At 72.8% G+C, this 24545-nt stretch carries 16 protein-coding genes; 2 read left to right on the top strand and 14 right to left on the bottom strand.

Translation table 11 applies throughout. The features are described from left to right. Nucleotides 1–88: 88 nt before the first annotated feature. Together AB0398_RS13535 and AB0398_RS13540 are read left to right on the top strand one after the other, a co-directional pair. Nucleotides 89–2959 (top strand): CDP-glycerol glycerophosphotransferase family protein, encoded by a 2871-nt coding sequence (locus AB0398_RS13535; protein ID WP_366374643.1) that lies wholly within the window; start codon nt 89–91, stop codon nt 2957–2959. Next, on the top strand, nt 2956–4128 hold the full coding sequence (locus AB0398_RS13540) for a glycosyltransferase (protein ID WP_366374645.1): 1173 nt from the start codon (nt 2956–2958) through the stop codon (nt 4126–4128). Before AB0398_RS13535 ends, AB0398_RS13540 begins: the two co-directional genes overlap by 4 nt. A gap of 110 nt (nt 4129–4238) precedes the next feature. Here AB0398_RS13540 and galE read toward each other — a convergent pair whose 3' ends face one another. From galE to mreC, 14 genes are all read right to left on the bottom strand, one after another. After that, on the bottom strand, nt 4239–5225 hold the full coding sequence (gene galE, locus AB0398_RS13545) for a UDP-glucose 4-epimerase GalE (RefSeq protein ID WP_366374646.1): 987 nt from the start codon (nt 5223–5225) through the stop codon (nt 4239–4241). A 16-nt stretch (nt 5226–5241) separates the two neighbouring features. Further along, nucleotides 5242–6879, bottom strand: coding sequence for a glycosyltransferase family 2 protein (locus AB0398_RS13550; RefSeq protein ID WP_366374648.1), 1638 nt, complete (start codon nt 6877–6879; stop codon nt 5242–5244). A gap of 139 nt (nt 6880–7018) precedes the next feature. Further along, nucleotides 7019–8458 (bottom strand): GTPase ObgE, encoded by a 1440-nt coding sequence (gene obgE / locus AB0398_RS13555; protein WP_366374650.1) that lies wholly within the window; start codon nt 8456–8458, stop codon nt 7019–7021. Between the two features lie 106 nt (nt 8459–8564). Continuing rightward, nucleotides 8565–8819 (bottom strand): 50S ribosomal protein L27, encoded by a 255-nt coding sequence (gene rpmA / locus AB0398_RS13560; protein WP_010041940.1) that lies wholly within the window; start codon nt 8817–8819, stop codon nt 8565–8567. 13 nt (nt 8820–8832) lie between these two features. Beyond that, nucleotides 8833–9153 carry a 50S ribosomal protein L21 gene (gene rplU / locus AB0398_RS13565; RefSeq protein WP_018487143.1) on the bottom strand — a complete coding sequence of 107 codons (321 nt, stop codon included), beginning with the start codon at nt 9151–9153 and terminating at the stop codon, nt 8833–8835. Nucleotides 9154–9403: 250 nt separating this feature from the next. After that, a complete protein-coding gene (locus AB0398_RS13570; protein WP_366374652.1) occupies nt 9404–13357 on the bottom strand; it encodes an Rne/Rng family ribonuclease in 3954 nt (1317 codons plus the stop codon). 232 nt (nt 13358–13589) lie between these two features. Further along, nucleotides 13590–14381 carry a TIGR03936 family radical SAM-associated protein gene (locus AB0398_RS13575; protein WP_366374653.1) on the bottom strand — a complete coding sequence of 264 codons (792 nt, stop codon included), beginning with the start codon at nt 14379–14381 and terminating at the stop codon, nt 13590–13592. A 123-nt stretch (nt 14382–14504) separates the two neighbouring features. Continuing rightward, nucleotides 14505–15782, bottom strand: coding sequence for a hypothetical protein (locus AB0398_RS13580; protein WP_366374655.1), 1278 nt, complete (start codon nt 15780–15782; stop codon nt 14505–14507). A 65-nt stretch (nt 15783–15847) separates the two neighbouring features. Then, nucleotides 15848–17776, bottom strand: a complete 1929-nt coding sequence (locus tag AB0398_RS13585; protein WP_366374657.1) for a TIGR03960 family B12-binding radical SAM protein — start codon at nt 17774–17776, stop codon at nt 15848–15850. Between the two features lie 86 nt (nt 17777–17862). Then, the gene (locus tag AB0398_RS13590; RefSeq protein WP_366374659.1) at nt 17863–19362 is read right to left on the bottom strand and encodes a CYTH and CHAD domain-containing protein; all 1500 of its coding nucleotides are present in this window, start codon (nt 19360–19362) and stop codon (nt 17863–17865) included. Between the two features lie 76 nt (nt 19363–19438). After that, the gene (rodA, locus tag AB0398_RS13595) at nt 19439–20638 is read right to left on the bottom strand and encodes a rod shape-determining protein RodA (protein WP_366374660.1); all 1200 of its coding nucleotides are present in this window, start codon (nt 20636–20638) and stop codon (nt 19439–19441) included. 4 nt (nt 20639–20642) lie between these two features. After that, entirely contained in the window at nt 20643–22850 is a 2208-nt protein-coding gene (gene mrdA / locus AB0398_RS13600; protein WP_366374662.1) for a penicillin-binding protein 2, read from the bottom strand. A gap of 19 nt (nt 22851–22869) precedes the next feature. Then, entirely contained in the window at nt 22870–23538 is a 669-nt protein-coding gene (gene mreD, locus AB0398_RS13605; protein ID WP_366374664.1) for a rod shape-determining protein MreD, read from the bottom strand. Next, entirely contained in the window at nt 23535–24530 is a 996-nt protein-coding gene (gene mreC / locus AB0398_RS13610; protein ID WP_366374666.1) for a rod shape-determining protein MreC, read from the bottom strand. Before mreC ends, mreD begins: the two co-directional genes overlap by 4 nt. Nucleotides 24531–24545: the final 15 nt, after the last annotated feature.

A 24545-nucleotide genomic window follows, 5' to 3' on the forward strand; every position in this document is an offset into this window, starting at 1 on the left:
CGGCCCCGCGCCGCCGAGAGGCACGAAGAGCCGGACGGGGAACACCAGGTAGCTTGGGTGTGTCTGGAGGAAAGACAAATGGATCGAGGTGCAAGTGCCTGACGTCTCCGTGGTCGTCATCGCATACAACGACGCAGAGCGTCTCCCGACGGCCGTTCGATCGGTTCTGGATCAGACCCTGCACGGCGTCGAAGTGGTGATCGTCGACGACTGCAGCAAGGACAGCACCTTCGAGGTCGCCCAGGCGCTCGCCGCCGCGCACCCGGACCGGGTCAGAGCCTTCCAGCTCCCGCGGAACAGCGGCGGCTGCGGCGCTCCGCGCAACTACGGCATCCAGCAGTGCGCCGGCGAGTACGTCATGTTCCTCGACAGCGACGACGTCCTCGAACGCAACGCCTGCCGCAACATGCTCGACGCCGCCGAGGGCACCGGCTCCGACATCGTCTCCGGCCTCTGCGTCCGCGTGCACCTGGACAGCCGCCACAAGAAGACCACCGCCTGGTACCCCTGGATCTACTCCGAGACCCGGACGGTCGACTCGATCACCGAGCTGCCGGACCTGCTGACCTTCGACACCCTGTCGACGAACAAGTGCTACCGCCGCGCGTTCCTCCTGGAGTCCGGCCTGGAGTTCCCGGTCGGCATCCACTACGAGGACCTGCTCTTCTCGGCCCAGGCCTACGTCGCCGCGAGCCGGATCACGCTCATCCCGAACACGGTCTACTACTGGAACGTGCAGGAGAGCGCCGCCGCCAAGTCGATCAGCAACCGGCGCCACGAGATCGCCAACTTCGTGCACCGCATGGAGATACACCGCCGGGTGGACGCCCTGCTGGAGAGCAAGGGCTACGACGAGCTCAAGTACCGCAAGGACATCAAGTTCCTCAAGCACGACCTGGTGCTCCACTTCCGCGACCTGTCGCTGCTCGACGAGGACTACCGGCGCGAGTTCGCCGAGCTGGCCAACGGCTACCTCGCCGAGATAGACCCGAGGGCGTACGAGGAGGTGCAGCCGCTGCACGCCATCTGCGCCTACCTGCTGAGCAAGGAGGACTGGGACAACCTGCTCCCGGCCACCGAGGCGCTCACCAACGCGGGCCGCCTCACCTCCCCGCTCGCCGAGGTCGACGGGCAGGTCTACTGGTGCGACCGGCACCTGGACACCGAGCAGGGCCGCCAGGTCCTCGACGTCACCGCGCGCGGCTTCCACACCCGCCCGCTCACGTCGCTCGCCCTCGGCAACCGGCTGACCTCGTACGAGAGCACCGACGGCGTCGTCAGGCTGGCCGGCCGGGTGGTCAACCCGCTGGGGCGGATCGCCCCGGACGCGAAGCTCGGCGCGGTCCTGGAGTTCTCCGCCCGCCGCAGCGTCGGCGGCAGGACCGCCCGCATCCCGGTGACGTCGGTCCGGCACGCCGGCGAGTGGATCGAGTGGGAGGGCACGGCGGACGTCGCCCGCACCGTGCGCCCGCTCGGCGTCATCGACGCGGTCTGGGACGTCCGGCTGGTCCTCACGGTCGACGGCCGGGAGCTGCGCACCCGGGTCTCCGTCGGCGGCACCTCCCTCGACAACGCGCGTTCCCTGAAGGTCCGTCCGCGGCTGACGACGCTGGTCTCCGACCGTCTCGTCCCCGAGATCACGAAGAAGGGCAACCTCTCCTACGTGCTCTCCGCCGAGGGCAGGGCGGCCGTGCGCACCTCCTCGATGATCGAGGGCGCCATGCACGGGCGCACCGCCCGGCTGGCGAAGACGAGCCTGCGGCGCCTGCTGAAGGCCCGGAGGGACCTGAACTCGGGCGAGACCAAGCTGCGCGTCTACCACGAGTTCTACAGCAAGCTGCCGATCCGCAAGGGCCTCGTGGTCTTCGAGAGCCACCTCGGCAAGCAGTACAGCGACAGCCCCAAGGCGATCTACGAGGAGATGCGCCGCCAGGGCGTCCCCTTCGAGGCCGTGTGGTCCTACGAGGGCGCTAGGCCGACCGGCTTCCCGCAGGACGCCACCCTCGTGAAGCGCTGGAGCTGGCAGTACCTGCGGGCGCTCGCCCAGGCCGAGTTCTGGATCGACAACCAGGGCTTCCCGCTGCGCCTCGCCAAGCGCCCGGGGACCACGTACATCCAGACCTGGCACGGCACCGCCCTGAAGCGGATGGGCTTCGACGAGCCCGGCACCAAGGCGCGCGGGCTCGCCGCCCAGGCCTCCTTCCAGGAGTCCCTGGACCGCTTCGACCACTTCCTGATCCGCGGCGAGCACGACCGGCGGACCCTCGCGAAGGGCTTCCGGCTCCGCGACGAGGTGCTGCTGCCCGTCGGCTACCCGCGCAACGACGAGCTGGCCGAGACCCGTCGCAAGGAGGCCGAGAGCGGCGTCCGGGAGCGCGGCGAACTCGCCGCGGAGCTGGGCATCGACCCGGAGAAGAAGGTGCTCCTGTACGCGCCGACCTTCCGGGCCGCCCCGGGCGGCAAGGTCCGCGCCTTCAAGGCCCCGTTCGACGTCGAGGCGTTCGCCGAGCGCTTCGGCGAGACCCACACGCTGCTGATCAGGACGCACTACCTGAACAGCGTGACGCTGCCGCCGTCGGTGCGGGGACGGGTGATCGACGTCTCCTCCCACCACGACGTCACCCCGCTGCTCGCCCTCGCGGACGGGCTGATCACCGACTACTCGTCCGTGATGTTCGACTACGGGCTGCTCGACCGCCCGATGGTCTTCTTCACCTACGACTACGACGAGTACGCCAAGGAGAACCGGGGCACCTACTTCGACCTGAAGGAGCGCGCTCCGGGGCCGGTGGTGGCCACGGAGGAGGAACTCTTCGGAGTGGTAGCCAACTTCAAGGACGAGGCCGACACCAAGTACGCGGCGGCCCGCCAGCGGTTCAACGCAGAGTTCAGCGAGTACGACCGGGGCGACGCGGCCCGCCGGATCGTCGCCAAGTTCTTCACCGGGAGCGGGAAGTGACCCACCAGACCGCCGTGTCCGGCGGCCGCGACGTCTTCATCGTCTCCAACAGCGTGGACGAGATGGGCGGTGTGACCACCTGGACGCACCAGATGGCCCGCGAGTTCGCCGCCCGCGGCCACCGGCTCCACGTCATCGGCATCACCCCCGCCCCGGCCGGCCGGCGGCACGAGTTCCCGGACCCGCTGCCGTACGACACCACCACGCTGTACGACGCGCACCCGCCGCAGGTGAAGCCGCTGCGCGGCCTCAAGGGCAAGCTCAACGCGGCGGAGCGGCGGCGGCACGCCGCCCGCGCCGCCGGGATGCGGGAGCGCGCGGACCGGATGACGGCGCTCTTCGCCGCCGCCCGGCCCGGCGCGGTCGTGATCGTGACCCAGGTGTGGGCGATGGAGTGGGTCGCGCTCGCCGACACCAAGGGCCTCATGGTGATCGGCATGAGCCACGAGTCGTACGAGGCCAGCGCCGCGTCCTCCCGGCTCGCCCGGGTGAAGCGCCACTACCGGGACGTCGACCGGCTCCTCGCCCTCACCCCGGGCGACGCGGACCAGCTGATCCGCGCCGGCATGGACAACGTCGGCCACATGCCGAACGCCCTGCCGTTCATGCCGCCGGCCCCGGTGCCGCGCGAGGAGAAGGTCGTGGTCTCCGTCGGCCGCCTCTCGCACGAGAAGGGCGTCGACATGCTGCTCGACGCCTGGGCCGAGATCGCCCCTCGCCACCCGGACTGGAAGCTGCGGATCTACGGCACCGGCGACGAGGAGCAGTCCCTGCGGCGGCAGACCACCGAGCTGGGCCTCGACGGGTCCGTGGAGTGGATGGGCCGCACCAACGACGTGCTCGGGGCGCTCACCGGGGCCTCGGTGTTCGCGCAGGCGTCCCGCGCCGAGGGCTTCCCGATCACCCTCCTGGAGGCGATGGCGGCGGGCGTGCCCTGTGCCGCGTTCGACTGCGCGCCGGGCGTCCGGGAGATCATCCGGGACGGCGAGGACGGGCTGCTCGCGCGGCTCGGCAACGCGGCGGAGCTGGGCGGGCACATCAGCGCGCTGATCTCCGACAAGGAGCTGCGCGACCGGATGGGCGACGCGGCCTTCGAGAACGTGAAGCGGTACTCGTCCGACGAGATCACCGACCGCTGGGAGGCGCTGTTCGCCTTCCTGGAGCGCTGACGGACCGCGACACGCGGGAACCCGTTCGTACGGTACGGGAAAGGGCCGGGGAGGCGACTCCCCGGCCCTTTCGCGTGCGTTCCGTACGGCGTCGTGCGTTCCCTACGACGTCAGACGGCGGCGGCGCGGCGGGCGACCCAGCCGGTCCAGGCCGACTCGATCATGTCGCGCACGTCGTGGCGGGCCTTCCAGCCCAGCTCGGCGGCGATGCGGTCGGCGGAGGCCACGACCCGGGCCGGGTCGCCGGGGCGGCGCGGGGTGACGAGGGGCTCGGTCGTGTGACCGGTGATCTCGTTGATCAGCGCCACCATCTCGGTGACGGAGACGCCCTCGCCGCGGCCGATGTTGACGGTCAGGTCGCGCGGCGCGCCCGCGTCGGCCCACTCCGCGAGCTTGCGCGCGGCGACGAGGTGCGCGTCGGCCAGGTCCTCGACGTGGATGTAGTCGCGGACGCAGGTGCCGTCGGGGGTGTCGTAGTCGTCGCCGAAGATCCGCGGGGCCTCCCCCGCGTCCAGGCGCTCGAAGACCATCGGGACCAGGTTGAAGACCCCGGTGTCCGCCAGCTCGGGGGTCGCCGCGCCGGCCACGTTGAAGTAGCGCAGGCAGGCCGTGGAGATGCCGTGGGCGGCGCCCGCCGCGCGGACCAGCCACTCGCCCGCCAGCTTCGTCTCGCCGTACGGGCTCAGCGGCAGGCAGGGGGTCTCCTCGGTGACGAGGTCGACGTCCGGCATGCCGTAGACGGAGGCGGAGGAGGAGAAGAGGAAGTTGCGCACGCCGGCGGCGGCGACGGCCTCCAGGAGGACCGTGAGGCCGATGACGTTCTCGCGGTAGTAGTGCAGCGGCAGTTCGACGGACTCGCCGACCTGCTTCTTGGCGGCGAGGTGGACGACGCCGGTCACGCCGTGCTCGGCGATCGTGCGGTCCAGGACCTCGCGGTCGAGCGTCGATCCGACCACCAGCGGCACGCCCTCCGGCACCCGCGCCTCGTAGCCCGTGGAGAGGTCGTCGAGGACGACGACCCGCTCGCCCGCCTGCGTCATGGCGCGGACCACGTGCGAGCCGATGTATCCGGCACCACCGGTGATCAGATAAGTCATAACGCCCAAAAACCTTTCACTGAGAACTGCGGACGAACCGGCGGAACCGGGCCCTGACCACCCGGAAGCCGTCCCGGGCACCGGACACCATCCGTACCGCCAGCGAACCGTTCGCCGTGGTGTACTGCTGCACCAGGAGTACACCGTACCGGCTGCTCGGAAGCACCGATCGCCGCTGGGTTCCGGCCACCGGCCGGAGCGCCGTGGTGTACGACTCGCCGTTCGCGCAGGTCACCGTGGTGGTGAAGTCCCACAGCTGGACGCCCCGGCGGCCGAGCCGCCGTCCGGCGCCGACCAGCCGGTTGAGGCGGACCGGGGCGCGGCCCGTCCAGTGGGGCTCCGCCCCGTCCTCGCCGGTCACCGCCCGGAGGTCGACCCGTTCGGTGTGGACGGGACCGGCCCCGCCGCGCGGCAGGAACGCGATCTCGGCGGTGCGGGGGCCCGCCTCGGCGAGCCGTCCGTACAGGTCCCGCGCCGTGAGGGTCAGGTCGCCGGGGCGCAGGACGGCGTCGACGACGAGCGGCAGTTCGCCGAGCGGAAGCCGGTCCATGCCGTCGAGGCGGACCTCAGGCAGTTCCTCGGACCAGACGGCGTCGGCGCGGGTGCCGGCGTACGGCGCGAGCAGCCGGGGCGGCCGGGCGCACAGCCGGGACAGCCGGAGCAGGTCGCACGGCTCCTTCGCGGCCAGCAGGAAGCGCGCGGCCCAGCGGGCGGGGGCGACGGCGGCGGCGATCTCCGGTTCCCGGAAGCCGGCCAGGTGCTCGCGGGTGACCTCCCACCACTCGGCGCGGTGGTCGGCGTCGTACCGCCGCAGGTCCCTGGCGTACATCCGCAGGTCGTGTTCGAGGAACTTGGTGCGGCAGGCGGCGGCGAGGTCCGTCCGTCCCGCCCCGGCGAAGGTCTCGACGGCCGCGCGGTGGGCGGCGACCCGGGACCGCCAGTTGGAGACGTCCTTCCGGTCGAGGGAGATCGACAGCCGGGCGGCGGACCGGCGGACGTGCCAGACGTAGACGGTGTCGGGGACCACGGCGACGCGGGGGGCGGCCGCGTACACGCGGGCGGTGAAGAGGAAGTCCTCGTAGACGAACCGGCCGTCGGGGAAGCGGATGTCGTGCGCGTCGAGGAAGGCCCGTTCGTAGACCTTGTTGACGCAGAGGGTGTCGTGGACGAGGGGGCGCAGCTCCCCGGGCGTCTCCAGGACGGCCGGCTCCCGGTAGAGGCCGGGCTGCCAGCGCACGTCCCTGCCCTCGGGGAGCTCGCGGCGCACGCAGACGCCGACGGCGACGGGGGCCCGGTGCCGTTCCGCGGCGGCGACCAGGGCCTCGGCGGCGCCGGGCGGCAGGACGTCGTCGCTGTCGAGGAACATGACGTACGGGGCGGTGGCGGCGGCGATGCCGTCGTTGCGCGGGGTGCCGCAGCCGCCGCTGTTCTCCGTGCGGCGCACCACCCGCAGCCGGGGGTGCCGGGCCGCCAGCTCGTCGAGCACCCGCGCCGTGCCGTCGTCGGAGCGGTCGTCGACCGCCACGACCTCGGCCACCACGGGCCCCTGTGCGAGCGCGGACCTGACGGCTTCGCCGACCAGCTCCTCGTCGTTGTAGGCGATGACGACGACGCTGAGCCTGCCTGCGGTCTCTGGCGGGGGAACAGTACTCACGAGCAGGATCCTACGGGAGCCCCGCGGCCCGCCCGCCGGGCGGCCGAGGGGCTCCGGACTCCGCCGGACCGTGTCCGGAGACGTGCCGTCCGACGCACGGACGGCACTGCTCTCCGGACACGTTCCGTCCGGACACGTCCTAGAACGGGTCGAACTCGTCGAACTCGCGCTGCGGGTCGGCGCGCTCGGCGTCCCGGTCCCGGCGGCGCTGGGCCGCCGGACGCGGGGCCTCCAGGCGGTGGTCCTCGCCCCGGCGGCCGAGCATCTCGGCACCGGCCGTCATGCTGGGCTCCCAGTCGAAGACGACCGCGTTCTCCTCGGGGCCGATCGCGACGCCGTCGCCCGAGCGGGCGCCCGCCTTCATCAGCTCGTCCTCGACGCCGAGGCGGTTGAGGCGGTCGGCCAGGTAGCCCACGGCCTCGTCGTTGTTGAAGTCGGTCTGGCGGACCCAGCGCTCCGGCTTCTCGCCGCGCACCCGGTACACGTCCTCGGCCTCGTCGTACGTGACCGTGAAGCCGGTCTCGTCCACGGCCTTCGGGCGGATGACGATCCGGGTCGCCTCCTCCTTCGGCTTGGCCGCGCGCGCCTCGGCCACGATGCCGGCGAGGGCGAAGGAGAGCTCCTTCAGACCGGTGCGGGCCACGGCGGAGGCCTCGAACACCCGGTAGCCGCGCTCCTCCAGGTCCGGGCGGATCATGTCCGCGAGGTCCTGGCCGTCCGGGATGTCGATCTTGTTGAGGACGACGATCCGGGGCCGGTCCTCCAGGCCGCCGTACTGCCGCAGCTCCTCCTCGATGATGTCGAGGTCGGAGACCGGGTCGCGGTCGGATTCGAGCGTGGCCGTGTCCAGGACGTGGACGAGGACCGAGCAGCGCTCCACGTGGCGGAGGAACTCCAGGCCCAGGCCGCGGCCCTGGCTCGCGCCCGGGATCAGGCCGGGGACGTCGGCGATGGTGTAGACGGTCGAACCGGCCGTGACGACGCCCAGGTTCGGGACGAGCGTGGTGAACGGGTAGTCCGCGATCTTCGGCTTGGCGGCCGACAGGACCGAGATCAGCGAGGACTTGCCGGCGCTCGGGTAGCCGACGAGGGCCACGTCGGCGACGGTCTTGAGCTCCAGAACGACGTCCCGGGCCTCGCCGGGCTCGCCGAGGAGCGCGAAGCCGGGGGCCTTGCGGCGCGCGGACGACAGCGCCGCGTTGCCGAGGCCGCCGCGGCCGCCCTGGCCCGCGACGAAGGTGGTGCCCTGGCCGACCAGGTCCGCGAGGACGTTGCCCTGCTTGTCGAGGACGACGGTGCCGTCGGGCACGGTCAGGACCAGGTCCTGGCCGTCCTTGCCGGAGCGGTTGTCGCCGGCGCCGGGCTGGCCGTTGGTGGCCTTGCGGTGCGGGGAGTGGTGGTAGTCGAGGAGGGTGGTGACCGCCTGGTCGACGACCAGGATCACGTCGCCGCCGCGGCCGCCGTTGCCGCCGTCGGGCCCGCCGAGCGGCTTGAACTTCTCGCGATGGACGGAGGCGCAGCCGTGGCCTCCGTTACCCGCGGCGACGTGCAGCTCGACGCGGTCCACGAAGGTGGTCATGGTGGTGCCTCCATTTATTACGTACGGAATGTCTATCTAGTAACACGCGAAAGGCGGACCCGCTTCCCCTGTCGGGAAGTGAGGTCCGCCTCCGCGAAAGATCCGATCAGGCGACCGGAACGATGTTCACGACCTTGCGGCCACGGTGGGTGCCGAACTGCACCGAACCGGCCTGCAGGGCGAACAGCGTGTCGTCGCCGCCACGGCCGACGCCCGCGCCGGGGTGGAAGTGGGTGCCGCGCTGGCGGACCAGGATCTCACCCGCGTTGACGACCTGACCGCCGAAGCGCTTCACGCCGAGCCGCTGGGCATTGGAGTCGCGCCCGTTCCGGGTGGACGATGCGCCCTTCTTGTGTGCCATGTCTCAGTCCCTCTTACTTCGCAGCCGCGGGGATACCGGTGACCTTGATCGCCGTGTACTGCTGGCGGTGACCCTGGCGACGGCGGTAGCCGGTCTTGTTCTTGTAGCGCAGGATGTCGATCTTGGCGCCCTTGTGGTGGTCCACGACCTCGGCCGTGACCTTGATGCCGTCCAGGACCCACGGGTCGCTGGTCACGGCGTCGCCGTCGACAACGAGCAGGGTCGAGAGCTCGACCGTGTCGCCAACCTTGGCAGTGGAAATCTTGTCAACCTCAACGATGTCGCCGACAGCAACCTTGTGCTGGCGACCACCGCTGCGCACGATGGCGTACACGCGGATCTCTCTCTCACTCGGGATCGAAACCTCTGAAGCCAGCCGCTCACACGGGCCCGGGGGCCCGCGGCGTTCCGGAATCGGACGAGCGGCCTCTCCCGGCGAGCGGGAGGGAGGTGCTCAGAGGCGCGGCGTCTCGACAGACACGCCGACGGTCTAGGTTACGGGCGGCCGACACGGGGGGTCAAATTCGCCCGAGCGGTACGGGCCGCCCCCTCCGCTCGGGGAGGGGACGGCCCGCACCCGCCGGTCAGTCCTGGGCCGGGGCGGAGGTCTTCTCCGCCGCCTTCTTGGCCGGGGCCTTCTTGGCGGTCGTCTTCTTCGCCGCGGTCTTCTTGGTCGCCGCCGTCTTCTTGGCGGGGGCGGCCTTCTTGGCCGTGGCCTTCTTCGCCGCGGTCTTGCGCGCCGCCGTCTTCTTGGCGGGGGCGGGCTCGGCCTCGGCGGCCTCGAGCTCCTCGTCGGCCGGAGCCGCGGCGACCACCACGACGGCGGCCTCCTCGGCGCCCGCGGGCGAACCGGCGGGAGCGGTGGCCTTGCGGACCACCCGGCGGCGGGCGCGCGGCGGGGCGGCCGCGGGGGCCTCCTCGACGACGGCCTCGGCGGCGGGCTCCGGGGCCGACTCCTCGGCCACGACGGGCTCCGGCGCCGGCTCCACGACGGCCTCGGTCACGGTCTCCACGACCGTCACCGGCTCGGCCTGCTCCGTGGTCGAGACGACCGGGGAGGTCGCCCGGCGGGTCGCACGGCGACGGCCGCGCGGGGCCGGGGCGGCGGGCTCCTCCACCACGGCCTCGGTCACGACCTCGGGAGCCGTCTCCGCCACGGGAGCGGGCTCGACGGCCTCGGGACCGGCGGCCGGCTCGGCGACGGGCTCGGCCGCCACGGCCTCGGTCACGGTCTCGACGACCGGGGCCGGGGCGACCGGCGTCGGAGCGACGGGCGTCGAGGCGACCGGGGCGGTCACCCGGCGGGTCGCGCGACGGCGGCCACGGCCGCGCGTGGCGGCCGCCTCCGCCTCGGCGACGGAGCCGTACAGCTCCTCGTCCGGGGCGATCGGCACCGGCACGGCCACCGGGGCGGCCAGCTCCGCCGCGACCTCGGCCTCGGTCTCGGTCTCCTGCGCCTCGGCGCCGGTCTCCACCGCCTCGGCGTGCTCGTGCTCGTGGGCGTGTCCGTCCCCGCCGCGGCCGCGCTTCTTCGCGCGCTTGCCGCCGCCACCGCCGCCGGAGGTGGTCGGCTGCTCCATGTGGACGATGACGCCGCGCCCGTTGCAGTGGACGCAGGTCTCGGAGAAGGACTCCAGGAGGCCCTGGCCGACCCGCTTGCGGGTCATCTGGACCAGGCCGAGCGAGGTGACCTCGGCCACCTGGTGCTTGGTCCGGTCCCGGCCCAGGCACTCCAGGAGGCGGCGCAGCACCAGGTCGCGGTTGGACTCCAGGACCATGTCGATGAAGTCGATGACGACGATGCCGCCGAGGTCGCGCAGCCGCAGCTGGCGCACGATCTCCTCGGCCGCCTCCAGGTTGTTCCTGGTGACGGTCTCCTCCAGGTTGCCGCCCTGGCCGGTGAACTTGCCGGTGTTGACGTCGACGACGATCATCGCCTCGGTCTTGTCGATCACCAGCGAGCCGCCGGACGGCAGCCAGACCTTGCGGTCGAGCGCCTTCATCAGCTGCTCGTCGATCCGGTACGTCGCGAAGACGTCGACCTCGCTCGTCCACTTGGACAGACGGTCGGTCAGGTCCGGGGCGACGTGGCCGACGTACCCGTGGATGGTCTCCCACGCGTCGTCGCCGCTGACGATGACCTTGGAGAAGTCCTCGTTGAAGATGTCGCGGACGACCCGGACGGTCATGTCCGGCTCGCCGTAGAGCAGCGTCGGGGCGTTGCCGCTCTTCGCCTTCTTCTGGATGTCCTCCCACTGCGCCTGCAGGCGCTCGACGTCGCGGCGCAGCTCGTCCTCGCTCGCACCCTCGGCGGCGGTGCGCACGATGACGCCCGCGTCCTCGGGGACGATCTTCTTGAGGATGGTCTTCAGGCGCGCGCGCTCGGTGTCGGGGAGCTTGCGGCTGATGCCGGTCATGGAGCCCTCGGGCACGTACACGAGGTAGCGGCCGGGCAGGGAGACCTGGCTGGTCAGACGGGCGCCCTTGTGGCCGATCGGGTCCTTCGTGACCTGGACGAGGACCGACTGGCCGGACTTGAGGGCGGACTCGATGCGGCGCGGGCCGTGGCCCATGCCGAGCGCCTCGAAGTTGACCTCTCCGGCGTACAGGACGGCGTTGCGGCCCTTGCCGATGTCGACGAAGGCGGCCTCCATGGACGGCAGGACGTTCTGGACCTTGCCCAGGTAGACGTTGCCGACGTACGAGGTGGCCTGCTCCTTGTTGACGTAGTGCTCGACGAGCACGTCGTCTTCCAGGACGCCGATCTGGGTGCGCTCGCCGTTCTGGCGGACGACCATGACGCGCTCGACGGCCTCGCGGCGGGCGAGGAACTCGGCCTCGGTGATGATCGGGACGCGGCGGCGGCCCTGCTCGCGGCCCTCGCGGCGGCGCTGCTTCTTGGCCTCCAGGCGGGTCGAGCCCTTGATGGACTGGACCTCGTCGGCGCCGGTGCCGGGCTCGGCCTTCTCGCGGGCCGGGCGGGGCTCGCGGACCTTGACGACCGTGCGGACGCCGTCCTCGTCGCCCGCTTCGGCGTCAGCGGCGGCGTCCCCGCTGCGACGGCGGCGGCGACGGCGACGGCGGGAGCTGCTGGAGCCGCCGGCGAACGCCTCGGAGTCCTCGGACTCCTCCTCGCCGTCCTCGGAGTCCTCGGACTCGTCCTCGGCGTGCGGCTCCTCGTCCTCCTCGGTCTCCTCGACCTCGGCGAGCTCACCGCGACGGCGGCGACGGCCGCCGCGGCGACGGCGACGGGAGGGACGGTCCTCGTACTCGTCCGTCTCCTCGGCCTCCTCCGCCTCCTCGGCCTCGTCGGCGGCGGCCTCGACCTCGGGCTCGTCGGCGACGGTGGCCGGGACGGGCTCGACGGCGACGGGCTCGCCACGACGGCGGCGACGGCGGCGGGAGCCGGACTCGGCCCGCTCGGCGGTCTCCTCGGGCGCGGCGGCCTCGACCGTCTCGGTGGTCTCAGTGGTCTCGGTGGTCTCGTCGACCTCGTCGGTCTCCTCGGCCTCCGGCTCCGCGGGCGTGACGGCGGCAGCGGCGGCGGCCGTCTCCGGGGTCTGGAACATCGGCTCGGCGAACACCGGGGCCTGGAAGACGGCGACGGCCGGGCGCGCGGCGCGGCGCGGCTCACGGGCCGGGGCGGGCTCGGAGGTGAACTGCGGCGAGCTGACGCGGCGGCGGCCTCGGCCGCGCGTGGCGGCGGTCTCGGCGGCGGCGACCTGGGCCTCGTCGGCGGCGATCTGCGCGACGGCGGCCTCGGGCAGCGACTCGCCGGCGGCGGGCGCCTCGGGGGCCGGCGTGCCGGCGGCCTGCTCGGACGCGGGCGCGGCCTCGGGGGAGGCGGTCTTGCGGGTGGCCCGGCGGCGGGTGCGCGGCGCGGGGGCGGCCTCGGCCTCGGTCTCGACCGGGGCAGCCTCGGCGACCGGGGCGGCCTCGGCGGCCGGCGCGGCGGCCTCGGCGGCCGCGGCCGCCTCCGGGGCGGGGGCGCCGGCCGGGGCGGTGGCCTTGCGGGTGGCGCGGCGGCGGGTACGGGCCGGCGGGGCGGCCTCCTCGACGGCCTCGGGCGCGGTCTCCGCGACCGGCTGCTCGACGGCGGGCGCGGCGGCCACCGGCTCGGCGGCCTCGGGCGCGGCGGTCTCGTCGGCCGGGGCCGGGGACGTCACCGGCGAAGTGGCCTTGCGGGTGGCGCGGCGGCGGGCCGGGCGCGCCGGAGCGGCCTCGGGGGCCTCCTCGGCGGTCTCGGGCGCGGTCTCCGCGACCGGCTCCGGTGCCTCGGCCGCCGTCTCGGCGACCGGCGCGGTGGCCTTGCGGGTGGCCCGGCGGCGGGTGCGCGGCGCGGGGGGGGCCTCGGCCTCGACCGGCTCGGGGGCCGCGGCGGGCTCCGGCGTGTCGGCGGCCGGGGCCTCGGTGGTGCCGGTGATCTCGGCGGCCTCGCCCGTCACCGGCGGACCGGCGGGGCGGGAGGCGGCGCGGCGCCTGCGGCGCGGCGGCAGCTTGTCACCGGGGGCGTTGGTGTCTTCGTTGGACTCGGGCATGCGGGGTTCTCCCGTCACGCTCCCGGGCGCCGCGCCTGGTTCCGGTCCGGCGGCACGGTCGCGCCTGTGGCGCGGTGCCGCCGCCCGGGGCGCGGGCGCCGCACGGGAGCTGTATGTCTGGCTCGCCGGTTCCGTACGCCCTGTGCGGACGGCCTGGCGAAAGTCTCCTGGTCAGTGCGCGGCCCGACCCAGGTGGCTCCCGAGTACCAGGGCTGCGCTGCGACGCCGCTCCCTACGCGGTGTCCGTACCCGGCGCCGTCGCCGGGGCGGTCGCGGCGGCCGTGGATGAAGCGGCCGTGACTGCCTCGCGGTCGGGCGCGAGCGGGTCGGTCACCGTGCCGGACTCCTCGTCGAAGAGCCCCTGCGCCAGCCTGGTCACCGCGGCGGGGACCGGCGGCGCCAGGTCGGCCACGGCTCGGAGACCGGACAGGACGTCGTCGGGTCGTACGGCAGGTGTCACGTGCCGAACAACCAGCCGCAGTATCGCACAGGCGCTGTCCAGCGGCCCATCTTCCCGGGGGTCGCCCTGGGGACGGACGGGCGTCAGCTCGGTGACCGCGGAACGGGTGTCGAAGGTGCGGACGCCGTTCTTGGTCTTGCGCTGTACTTCCACGGTCTCGGCCGCGAGAAACGCCTCGACGGCCTTCTCCGCCGTCTCGGGGGCGACGCCGTCGAGGCGCAGCTCCCAGACGGAGGCGGTGAGCCGGTCGGCGAGGCCCGAGGTCCGGGCCTCGACCGCGTCGGTGATGTCGAGGCCGGCCGGGAGGGACTCGTCGAGCAGGGCCCGCAGGGTCTCCGGGTCGCGTGCCTCGGTGAGGGCGATCTCCAGGTACTCGGCCTCGGAGCCGGTACCGGTCGGGGCGGCGTTGGCGTACGACACCTTGGGGTGGGGGGTGAAGCCGGCCGAGTACGCCATGGGCACCTCGGCGCGGCGCAGGGCGCGCTCGAAGGCGCGCTGGAAGTCGCGGTGGCTGGTGAACCGGAGGCGGCCGCGCTTGGTGTAGCGCAGTCGGATGCGCTGCACCGCCGGTGCGGGCGGCGGGCCTTCGGGCTGTCGCTTGCCCAGTGGTTCTTCTCCTCGTTGCGGGGCGGCGCGGGCGTGCGCCGTCCACGAGATGTGCGGGTCGCTTCGGGGGGTCCGCCCGGTTCACCCCCGCTTCCGCAGGGAGATCTCGGGGGCGGGCACCGCGCCGGAGACGTTCGTTGTACTACCCAGAGTACGCGCACGGACGGCCTCGGGTTCCCGGGGCTCGACCGGCCGGGCCGCGCCGGCGAGGGCGCGCCAGGCGTCCCGGCGGGCCTCCCGGACGGTGGCGCGGGCCGAGGCGAGCGCGTCCTTCACGGCGCGTCCCGCCTCGATCGCGGTCCTGCGGGCCGGGGCCCACACGCCGTCGCGGACCCACTGCCCGACGGGCCGCACGACGGACGCCCGGACGTGGACGAGGGGCCGCACGACGAGGTTCCGCCCGCACCACTTGAGCCCCCGCCAAGCCCACACCGAGGGCCGCACGACGAGGTTCCGGCCGCACCACTTGAGCCCCCGCCAAGCCCGTGCCGAGGGCCTCGCGACCAGATTCCGACCGCACCACCGGAGTCCCCGCCAGATCTGGACCAGGGGGCGTCCGAGCAGGTTCCACGCGAGCCACTTGAGCCCCCGGCCGACGGCCCGCGACACGAACCCGGCAGCCCGCCAGCACAGGGCGAGCGCGTCCCGCGCCTCCCGGGCGACGGGCACGAGGAACCGGCTCCAGAGCCAGACGGCGGGGACGGCGACGCCGTACCGGACGACGGGCACGACCACGTACCGCCACAGCCCCGCCCACGGCCACACGAACAGCGCCGGGCCGAGCCGGGGAAGGAGCCACCCCAGCCCCCGGCCGGTCCGCCGGAGCGCCCATCCCAGGCCCTGCCCCAGCGGGGTGAGCACACGGCGGTCCAGCCAGACGGCGGGGACGGCCACCCCGTACCGGAGCAGGGGGACCAGGGCGTACCGGAAGAGCGCGGCGAGGGGGACGAACAGGAGCTTCTCCAGGAGGAGGAAGCAGCCGGTGCCGAGCGGGGAGAGGCCGCGGCGGTAGAGCCACACGGCCGGGACGGCGATCCCGTACCGGGCGACCGGCACGACCACGTACCGCCAGAGCCCGACCCACGGCCACACGAACACCGCCCGGAGCAGCCACGCCAGGCCCCGGCCGGTCGGTCGCAGGACCGAGCGGTACAGCCGTCGCGCCGGGAGGGACACCGCGTGCTCGAAGAGCCACGCCAGGCCGCGGCCCGCCGGGCGGAGCAGGGCCCGGTCGAGGAGGCGGCCCGCGGCGGCGAGGGCGTCCCAGGCCATGCGGACCGGCAGAACGGCCACGAGCACGACGATCCGGACCGGGACGCGGATCAGCGCGGGGGGTGGCGTCGGGTGTTCCGTGCTCATGCCGGACATGACGCGACGGCCCGGCGGAGGGTTCACCCCTCGCGCCGGGCCGTCGCCCGGGTGACCTACTTGACGACCGTCAGCGGCAGCAGCTTCTTGCCGGTGGGGCCGATCTGGATGTGCGTGTCCATCTGCGGGCACACGCCGCAGTCGAAGCACGGCGTCCAGCGGCAGTCCTCGACCTCGGTCTCGTCGAGGGCGTCCTGCCAGTCCTCCCAGAGCCAGTCCTTGTCGAGACCGGAGTCCAGGTGGTCCCAGGGCAGGACCTCCTCGTAGGTGCGCTCGCGGGTGGTGTACCAGGCGACGTCCACGCCGTACTCGGGCAGCGCCTTCTCGGCGCAGGCCATCCAGCGGTCGTACGAGAAGTGCTCGCGCCAGCCGTCGAAGCGGCCGCCGTCCTCGTACACGGCGCGGATGACGCTGCTCAGGCGGCGGTCGCCGCGCGAGAGGAGGCCCTCGACGATGCCGGGCTTGCCGTCGTGGTAGCGGAAGCCGATCGAGCGCCCGTACTTCTTGTCGCCGCGGATCTTGTCGCGGAGCTTGCGCAGGCGCTCGTCCGTCTCCTCGGCCGAGAGCTGCGGGGCCCACTGGAAGGGGGTGTGCGGCTTGGGCACGAAGCCGCCGATGGAGACGGTGCAGCGGATGTCGTTCTGGCCGGAGACCTTGCGGCCCTCGGCGATCACGTTCATCGCCATGTCGGCGATCTGGAGGACGTCCTCGTCGGTCTCCGTCGGCAGGCCGCACATGAAGTACAGCTTCACCTGGCGCCAGCCGTTGCCGTACGCGGTGGAGACGGTCCGGATCAGGTCCTCCTCCGAGACCATCTTGTTGATGACCTTGCGCATGCGCTCGGAGCCGCCCTCGGGGGCGAAGGTGAGGCCGGAGCGGCGTCCGTTCCTGGTCAGCTCGTTGGCCAGGTCGACGTTGAAGGCGTCCACGCGGGTCGAGGGGAGGGACAGGCCCACCTTGTCCTCGGTGTAGCGGTCCGCGAGGCCCTTGGCGATCTCGCCGATCTCGGTGTGGTCCGCCGAGGAAAGGGAGAGAAGGCCGACCTCCTCGAAGCCCGTCGCCTTGAGGCCCTTCTCGACCATCTCGCCGATGCCGGTGATGCTTCGCTCCCGCACGGGGCGCGTGATCATGCCGGCCTGGCAGAAGCGGCAGCCGCGGGTGCAGCCGCGGAAGATCTCGACGGACATGCGCTCGTGGACGGTCTCCGCGAGCGGGACGAGGGGCTGCTTGGGGTAGGGCCACTCGTCGAGGTCCATGACGGTGTGCTTGGAGACCCGCCACGGCACGCCGGACCGGTTGGGCACGACGCGGCCGATGCGGCCGTCCGGCAGGTACTCGACGTCGTAGAAGCGCGGGACGTAGATGTTGCCGGTCCTCGCGAGGCGGAAGAGGAGCTCTTCGCGGCCGCCCGGCCTGCCCTCCGCCTTCCAGGCGCGGATGATCGCGGTCATGTCGAGGACAGCCTGCTCGCCGTCGCCGATGACCGCCGCGTCGATGAACTCCGCGATCGGCTCGGGGTTGAAGGCGGCGTGGCCTCCGGCGAGCACGACGGGGTGGTCGACGGTCCGGTCCTTCGCCTCCAGCGGGATGCCCGCGAGGTCGAGCGCGGTGAGCATGTTGGTGTAGCCCAGCTCCGTGGAGAAGGACAGGCCGAACACGTCGAAGGCACCGACCGGGCGGTGGCTGTCGACCGTGAACTGCGGCACCTTGTGCTCGCGCATCAGCTCTTCGAGGTCCGGCCACACGCTGTAGGTGCGCTCGGCGAGGACGCCCTCGCGCTCGTTCAGTACCTCGTAGAGGATCATGACGCCCTGGTTGGGCAGGCCGACCTCGTACGCGTCCGGGTACATCAGCGCCCAGCGGACGTCGCACTCGTCCCAGGGCTTGACCGTGGAGTTCAGCTCTCCGCCGACGTACTGGATCGGCTTCTGCACGTGCGGGAGCAGGGCTTCGAGCTGCGGGAAGACAGACTCGGCAGCAGACATCTCGAACCTTCGTGAGCGGGCAGGGGGGCGACTCTCAAGCGTACCCCGGTGCCCGGCGGCCCCGAGCCGCCCCGGAATCCCCGGGCTCAGAGGGAGGCGGCCCGCGCCCAGACCTCCGGCAGGCCGCGCTCGGCCGCGTCCGCCGCGGCCTCCTCCCTGCCGTACAGGAGTCCCCAGGTGAAGGCGGTCTCGCCGGCCGCGTGGGCCTGGGCGGCGAGGTCGCGGAGGGTGGCGCGGGTGACCACGCTGTCCTGGTGCTCGCCGAGCAGGGACTGCACCTTCTTCACACGTTCGGAGAACTTCTTCGCGGGCTTCCCGAGGGTGGGGCGGGCCGCGTCGCCGGCGTAGCGGGCGCGTTTGGCGGCCTTGCGGGCCTCGTGGAGGGCGAGGTCGCGCTCGTGGCCGGGGGCGAGGGAGAGCGCGTGGTCGACGCGGGCGGCGAGCCGGGCGTGGTCCTTGCGGACGGCGCGGGCGAGGACCTTCGCGGCGTCGCGGGAGGCGGCCTTCCGCAGGGGCGGGTCGGCGAGCAGGGCGTCGAGCCGGTCGAGCAGGGCGAGGTGGCGGTCGGAGTCGAGGGCGGCGACGGCCCTGCGGCGGGCGTCCTCGGTGCGGGCGGTGTCCCAGACCCGCAGCCGGGCCTTCACCGGGCCGCGGCGCAGGGTCCGGGGCACGTCGCCGAGCCGGGCGCGCAGCCGTTCGGCGAGCACCTCCTGGTCGCGGGCGGCGCCCAGTTCGCCCGCGAGCCACTTGAGTTCGGCGCCGAGGGGGTCGGTGGCGTCCCGGTCGAGGAGGGAGCGGTACGTCTTGAGGGCGCTGCGCAGGCGGCGGCAGGCGACGCGGAGCTGGTGCACGGCGTCGGGCAGGTCGCGGCGGACGGCGGGGTCGAGCGCGACGATCGCCTCGGCCTGCTCCCGTGCGTAGGCGAGAACGGCGGCTCCGGCGGTGCCGGGCGCGCAGGGCTGCTGCGGGGCGTCGGGGCGGTCCTCCTCCGGGGCGGTCTCCGCGAGGGCCCTGGCCAGTTTGGAGGGGGCGTCGGAGGGGTGGACGCCGGCCTTCCGCAGGCGCTTCTCGACGGCGTCGAGGATGCCGGGGTCCGCGTCGTCGGCGGCCTCGACCTCGATCTCGGTCCAGGAGGCCCGGGGGCCTCCTGGCAGGCGCCGGGCGCGGACGGTGTCGACGGAGAGTTCGGCGAGGAGGTCGCCGTCGGCGTCGAGGAGGCGGCGGACGTCGCGGGCGGAGCGGAGGCGGACGACGGGGACGACCTCGCCGCCGCGGACGCGGGAGCGCAGGAGGGCCGCGAGGTCGGCGGGGAGGGTGTCGGAGAGCGGGGCCCTGATCTCGTCGCGGACGCCGGCGGCGACGGGGAACTTGAGGTGCCAGCCGGCGTCCGAGCCGCCGGTGCGGCGGCGCAGGGTGATCGACTCGGCGGCCAGGCGCAGGTCGGGGGTGTCGTGGTAGGTGGCGTCGAGTTCCACGACGCCCTCGTCGACGACGGTCGCGACGTCCCGGACCCGGGTGAGGTCCGGGACGCCGGTTCCCGCCGTGGCTTCGTACTTCCGCTCGATCTCGCGCTTCGTCTCGGCCATACCCCTCGTCTAACCGCCGACGGGCCCGCTTACTCGGTGCGGCGGGCGGAAAAGCCGGTTTCGAACCGGTCCGGTCTCAGGCCGTCATCGGACGCTGGACGCGGATCGACTGGAGGAGTCCGATCGCCACCCACACCGCGAACATCGACGAGCCGCCGTACGAGACGAACGGCAGCGGCAGGCCCGCGACCGGCATGATGCCGAGGGTCATGCCGATGTTCTCGAAGGACTGGAAGGCGAACCAGGCGATGATGCCGGCGGCGACGACCGTGCCGTACAGCTCGGTGGTCTCGCGGGCGATCCGGCAGGCCCGCCAGAGGACGATCCCGAGCAGGACGAGGATGAGGCCGGCGCCGACGAAGCCCAGCTCCTCCCCCGCGACGGTGAAGATGAAGTCGGTCTGCTGCTCGGGGACGAACTGGCCGCTGGTCTGGTGCCCCTTGAAGAGGCCGGTGCCGTAGAGGCCGCCGGATCCGATCGCGATGCGGGCCTGGTTGGTGTTGTAGCCGACGCCCGCCGGGTCGAGGTCGGGGTTGGCGAAGGCCGCGAAGCGGTTGATCTGGTACTCGTCGAGCATGCCGAGCGCGGTGACGAGCACCGCGCCGAGGACGCCCGTGCCGATCAGGCCGAGGACCCAGCGGTTGGACGCCCCGGAGGCGAGCAGCACGCCGAGGACGATGACCGCCATCACCATGACCGAGCCGAGGTCGGGCATCAGCATGACGATGCCCATGGGCAGGGCGGCGAGGACGAGGGCCTTGGCGACGGTCCCGTGGTCGGGGTGGAGCTGGTCCCCGGCGTCGACCTTGGCCGCGAGCAGCATCGCCATGATCAGGATGATCGTGATCTTGACGAACTCGCTGGGCTGGAGGGAGAAGCCGCCGCCGATCACGATCCACGCGTGGGCGCCGTTGATGGTGGCGCCGAGCGGGGTGAGGACGGCGAGGATCAGCAGGATCGAGATGCCGTAGAGGACCGGCACCGCGCCGCGCAGGGTGCGGTGGCCGAGCCAGATCGTGCCGACCATCAGGGCGAGGCCGATGCCGGTGTTGAGGAGGTGCCGGAAGAGGAAGTAGTACGGGTCTCCCTGGTTGAGCTGGGTGCGGCCCCGGGTGGCCGACCAGACGAGCAGGGCGCCGAGCAGGGAGAGGGTGAGCGCCGAGAGCAGCATCGGCCAGTCGAGGCGGCGCAGCACGGAGTCGCGGGCGGTGAGCTTCAGGAGCGGCCCGCGCTGGGGGGCGTAGCGGGAGACGGAGAAGCTGGTGCGGGTCGTCATCGGGTCAGTCCCTCCGGCCGGGCGGCGGTCCCGCGAGGGGCGGCTGTCCGTCGTTCTCCCCCGCGGGGTCGCCGTCCCGTGCGGGGACGGGCTTCTGCGAGGCGGGGTCGTACGGCTTGATCGCGGGGGCGTCGATGGTGCCGTAGCGGTTGATCTTCGGCAGGGCCTTCTGCGGCTTCGGCAGCAGGGCCCGCTTGAGGTCCTGGTTGCCCTCGTCGTCGAGGCCGTAGAGGGCGTCGTAGATGTTGCGCACGGCGGGGCCGGAGGCGCCGGAGCCGGTGCCGCCCTGGGAGATCGTCATGACGATGGTGAAGTCGTCGGTGTAGGTGGCCAGCCAGGAGGTGGTCTGCTTGCCGTACACCTGGGCGGTGCCGGTCTTGGCCCGCATCGGGATCTTGTCCTGGGGCCAGCCGCCGAACCGCCAGGCGGCGGTGCCGCCGGGCTCGACGACGGAGCGCAGGCCCTTGTCGAGGTCGCTGACGGTCTTGGCGTTGACCGGGAGCCTGCCGTGGGACGTGGGCTTGATCTCCCGGACCTCCTTGCCGTCGGGGCTGATCACGGCCTTGCCGACGGTGGGGTCGTAGAGGGTGCCGCCGTTGGAGATGGCGGCGTAGATGGTGGCCATCTGGATGGGGGTGACGAGGACGTCGCCCTGGCCGATGGCGAAGTTGATGCTGTCGTACGCCTTCAGCTGGTTGCCTTCGAGGCAGCTCTCGTAGGCGATCTGCTGGACGTAGCTGCCGCCCTTCTTGCCCTGCTTGCACCAGACGTCCTTGTTGGCCGCCCAGAAGTTCTGCTTCCACTGGCGGTCGGGGACGCGGCCCGTCACCTCGTTCGGCAGGTCGATGCCGGTCTCGGCGCCGAGCCCGAAGTCGCGGGCGGTGCGGTAGAACCAGTCCTTGGCGTCCTTTTTGGGCTTTATTCCGCCGTCGCGCTGCCACTCCTGGTGCCCGAGGGCGTAGAAGACGGTGTTGCAGGAGTACTTGAGGGCCTCGCCGAGGGTGATGGGGCCGTGTCCCTGGGACTCGAAGTTGGCGAAGCTGCGGCTGCCGAGGCTGTAGGAGCTGCTGCAGTTGTACTTGTCGTTGAAGTCGTGGCCGGCCCGCACGGCGGCGCTCGCCGAGATCACCTTGAAGATGGAGCCAGCGGCGGCCTGGCCCTGGATGGCGCGGTTGAGCAGCGGGTAGTTGGACTTCTTGCTGGTCAGGGTGGAGTAGTCCGCGGCCGAGATGCCCCCGACCCAGGCGTTGGGGTCGTAGTCGGGCTGGGAGGCCATGGCGACGACGCGGCCGGTCTTGGTCTCCATGACGACGACGGCGCCCGCGTCGGCCTCGTACTTGCGGCCGGTGATCTTGTCGGTCTCCTTGCGGACGACCTTCATCGCGTCGTGGAGCTCGTACTCGGCGACGGCCTGGACGCGTGCGTCGATGCTGGTGACGAGGGTGGAGCCGGCCACCCCGGGGTCGGCCTTGGCCTGGCCCATGACGCGGCCGAGGTTGTCGACCTCGTAGCGGGTCACGCCCGCCTTGCCCCGCAGCTCCTTGTCGTACGTGCGCTCGATGCCGGAGCGGCCGACCTGGTCGGAGCGGAGGAACGGCGAGTCGGTGTCCTTGGCCTTCTCGATCTCGGAGTCGGTGACGGGCGAGAGGTAGCCGAGCACCTGCGCGGTGCGGGCCTTGCCCGGTGCCGGGTAGCGGCGGACGGCGGTGGGCTCGGCGGTGATGCCGGGGAAGTCCTCGGAGCTCTCACGGATCGTCAGCGCCTGCTGCGTGGTGGCCTCGTCCGTGACCGGGATCGGCTGGTACGGGGAACCGTTCCAGCAGGGCTTGGGGGTCTTGGAGTCGCAGAGCCGGATCGCGTTGATGACGTCCTCGGACTTCATCCCGAGCACCCCGGCGAGCCGGGTGAGGACGGCCTTGCCGTCGTCCTTCATCTTCATCAGCTCGGTGCGGGACGCGGAGACCACGAGCCGGGTCTCGTTGTCGGCGAGCGGCACGCCGCGGGCGTCCAGGATCGAGCCGCGGACGGCGGGCTGGACGACCTGCTGGACGTGGTTGTTCCTGGCCTCGTCCGTGTACTCCTTGCCGTTGCGGATCTGGAGGTACCAGAGCCGTCCCCCCAGGGTGAGGAGCAGGGAGAAGACGAGGATCTGGATGACGACGAGCCGGATCCGGACCCGGGGGGTCCGTCCGGTCTCGGGGATGTTGCTCATACTGCCGTTGCCCCCTCGGTCACAGTCGCTTGACTCCCTTGATGCGTCCGGCCCGTGCGGCCCGGTTCCTGGCGGCCTTCACGCGCAGGCCGCCGCGCTGGGCACCGATGCTCAGGCCGGTGCCGGAGGCGAGCCAGCCGGAGGCGACGTCGGTACCGGCGCCCCCGCCCGCGTCGGCGAGCGGGTCGTTCTCGGCGCGGCGGGCCAGGGCCATGACGAGCGGCACCACGAAGGGCGCGAGGAGCAGGTCGTACAGGGCCGCGGTGAACAGCAGGAAGCCCAGGCCCACGTGGCGGGCGGCGGTGTCGCCGACGAGGGCGCCGACGCCCGCGTAGAGGAGCGTGGAGCCGACGGCCGCGACGGCGACGACGGCCATGGGGCCGGCCGCGGAGGTCAGCCGGCCGTTCTCCGGGCGGGCCAGGCCGACGAGGTAGCCGACGAGGCAGAGCACGAGGGCGTAGCGGCCGGCGGCGTGGTCGGCGGGCGGGGCGAGGTCGGCGAGGAGTCCCGCGGTGAAGCCGATGAGGGCGCCGCTGACGTGTCCGTAGACGAGGGCGAGGCCGACGACGGTGAGGAGGACGAGGTCGGGGACGGCGCCGGGGAGCTGGAGGCGGGCGAGGACGGATACCTGGACGACCAGGGCGACCGCGATCAGCGCGGCGGAGAGGAGGATCCGGTTGAACTTCACGGTGTCGTGTCCCCCTGGTCCCGGTTCTGACCGGCCTGGTTCTGATCCTGGTTCTGTGCCTGTTCCCGTTCCGGCTGCCCGCTGCCCGTCGGTTTCGGCGTGGCCGTGACGGTGACGGTCGGCGCGGGCCGGGGCTTCTGCGGCAGGACCGCGTCGCGCGGGTCGGAGCGCGGGGCCTGGACGACGACGCCGACGATGTCGAGCTTGGTGAAGCCGACGTACGGGCGGACGTAGACGTTGCGGGTCAGGCCGCCGCCCATCGGGTCGACGCGGACGATCTCGCCGACCGGGACACCGGGCACGAAGGGCTTGTCGGCGCGCGAGCCGAAGGTGACGAGCCGGTCGCCGGGCTTGACCTTGGCCTTGCCGTTGAGGAGCTGGACGCGGAGCGGGCTGTTGCCCTGGCCGGTGGCGAAGCCGAGTTCGTCGCTCTTCTCCATGCGGGTGCCGACGGTGAAGTCGGGGTCGTTGGCGAGGAGGACGGTGGCGGTGGAGGGGCCGACGGTGGTGACGCGGCCGACGAGTCCGGCGCCGTTGAGCACCGTCATGTCCCGCTGGATGCCGTCGCGGGCGCCGACGTCGATGGTGACGGTCCAGGAGAAGCCCTGGGCCGCTCCTATGGCGACGACCTGGGCGCCCTTGATGCCGTACTGGCCGGCTCCGGCGGTCTTGAGCAGGGTGTCGAGCTCGTTCAGCCGGTTGCGGTTGCGGTCGTCGCTGCCGAGCTTCGCCTTGAGTTCGGCGTTCTCCTTCTCCAGGGCGGAGATCCGGGTGTGCCGCTCGCCGGAGTCCCGTACCGCCCCTATGGCGTTGCCGACGGGGTCGACGGCGGCGGCCACACCGTTCTCGACCGGTCCGAAGACCGCCGCCGCGGCCTGCCGGGCACCGTCGACGGGTGACTCCTGGCCGCCGCGGATGTCCACCGTGATCAGCGCGAACGCGATGGCGATCAGCAGTACCAGGAGCAGCCGGCTCTCTCGTGTGTCCCTCACGTGCGGCGGCCGTGC

This window comes from Streptomyces sp. NPDC086147, assembly GCF_040702165.1.
Lineage (GTDB): Bacteria > Actinomycetota > Actinomycetes > Streptomycetales > Streptomycetaceae > Streptomyces.

Excerpts from the sequence above, each read along its gene's own strand:
- galE (WP_366374646.1), bottom strand. The coding sequence starts at position 5,225 with ATGACTTATCTGATCACCGGTGGTGCCGGATACATCGGCTCGCACGTG.
- obgE (WP_366374650.1), bottom strand. The coding sequence starts at position 8,458 with ATGACCACCTTCGTGGACCGCGTCGAGCTGCACGTCGCCGCGGGTAAC.
- rpmA (WP_010041940.1), bottom strand. The coding sequence starts at position 8,819 with ATGGCACACAAGAAGGGCGCATCGTCCACCCGGAACGGGCGCGACTCC.
- AB0398_RS13570 (WP_366374652.1), bottom strand. The coding sequence starts at position 13,357 with ATGCCCGAGTCCAACGAAGACACCAACGCCCCCGGTGACAAGCTGCCG.
- AB0398_RS13580 (WP_366374655.1), bottom strand. The coding sequence starts at position 15,782 with ATGAGCACGGAACACCCGACGCCACCCCCCGCGCTGATCCGCGTCCCG.
- AB0398_RS13585 (WP_366374657.1), bottom strand. The coding sequence starts at position 17,776 with ATGTCTGCTGCCGAGTCTGTCTTCCCGCAGCTCGAAGCCCTGCTCCCG.
- AB0398_RS13590 (WP_366374659.1), bottom strand. The coding sequence starts at position 19,362 with ATGGCCGAGACGAAGCGCGAGATCGAGCGGAAGTACGAAGCCACGGCG.
- rodA (WP_366374660.1), bottom strand. The coding sequence starts at position 20,638 with ATGACGACCCGCACCAGCTTCTCCGTCTCCCGCTACGCCCCCCAGCGC.
- mrdA (WP_366374662.1), bottom strand. The coding sequence starts at position 22,850 with ATGAGCAACATCCCCGAGACCGGACGGACCCCCCGGGTCCGGATCCGG.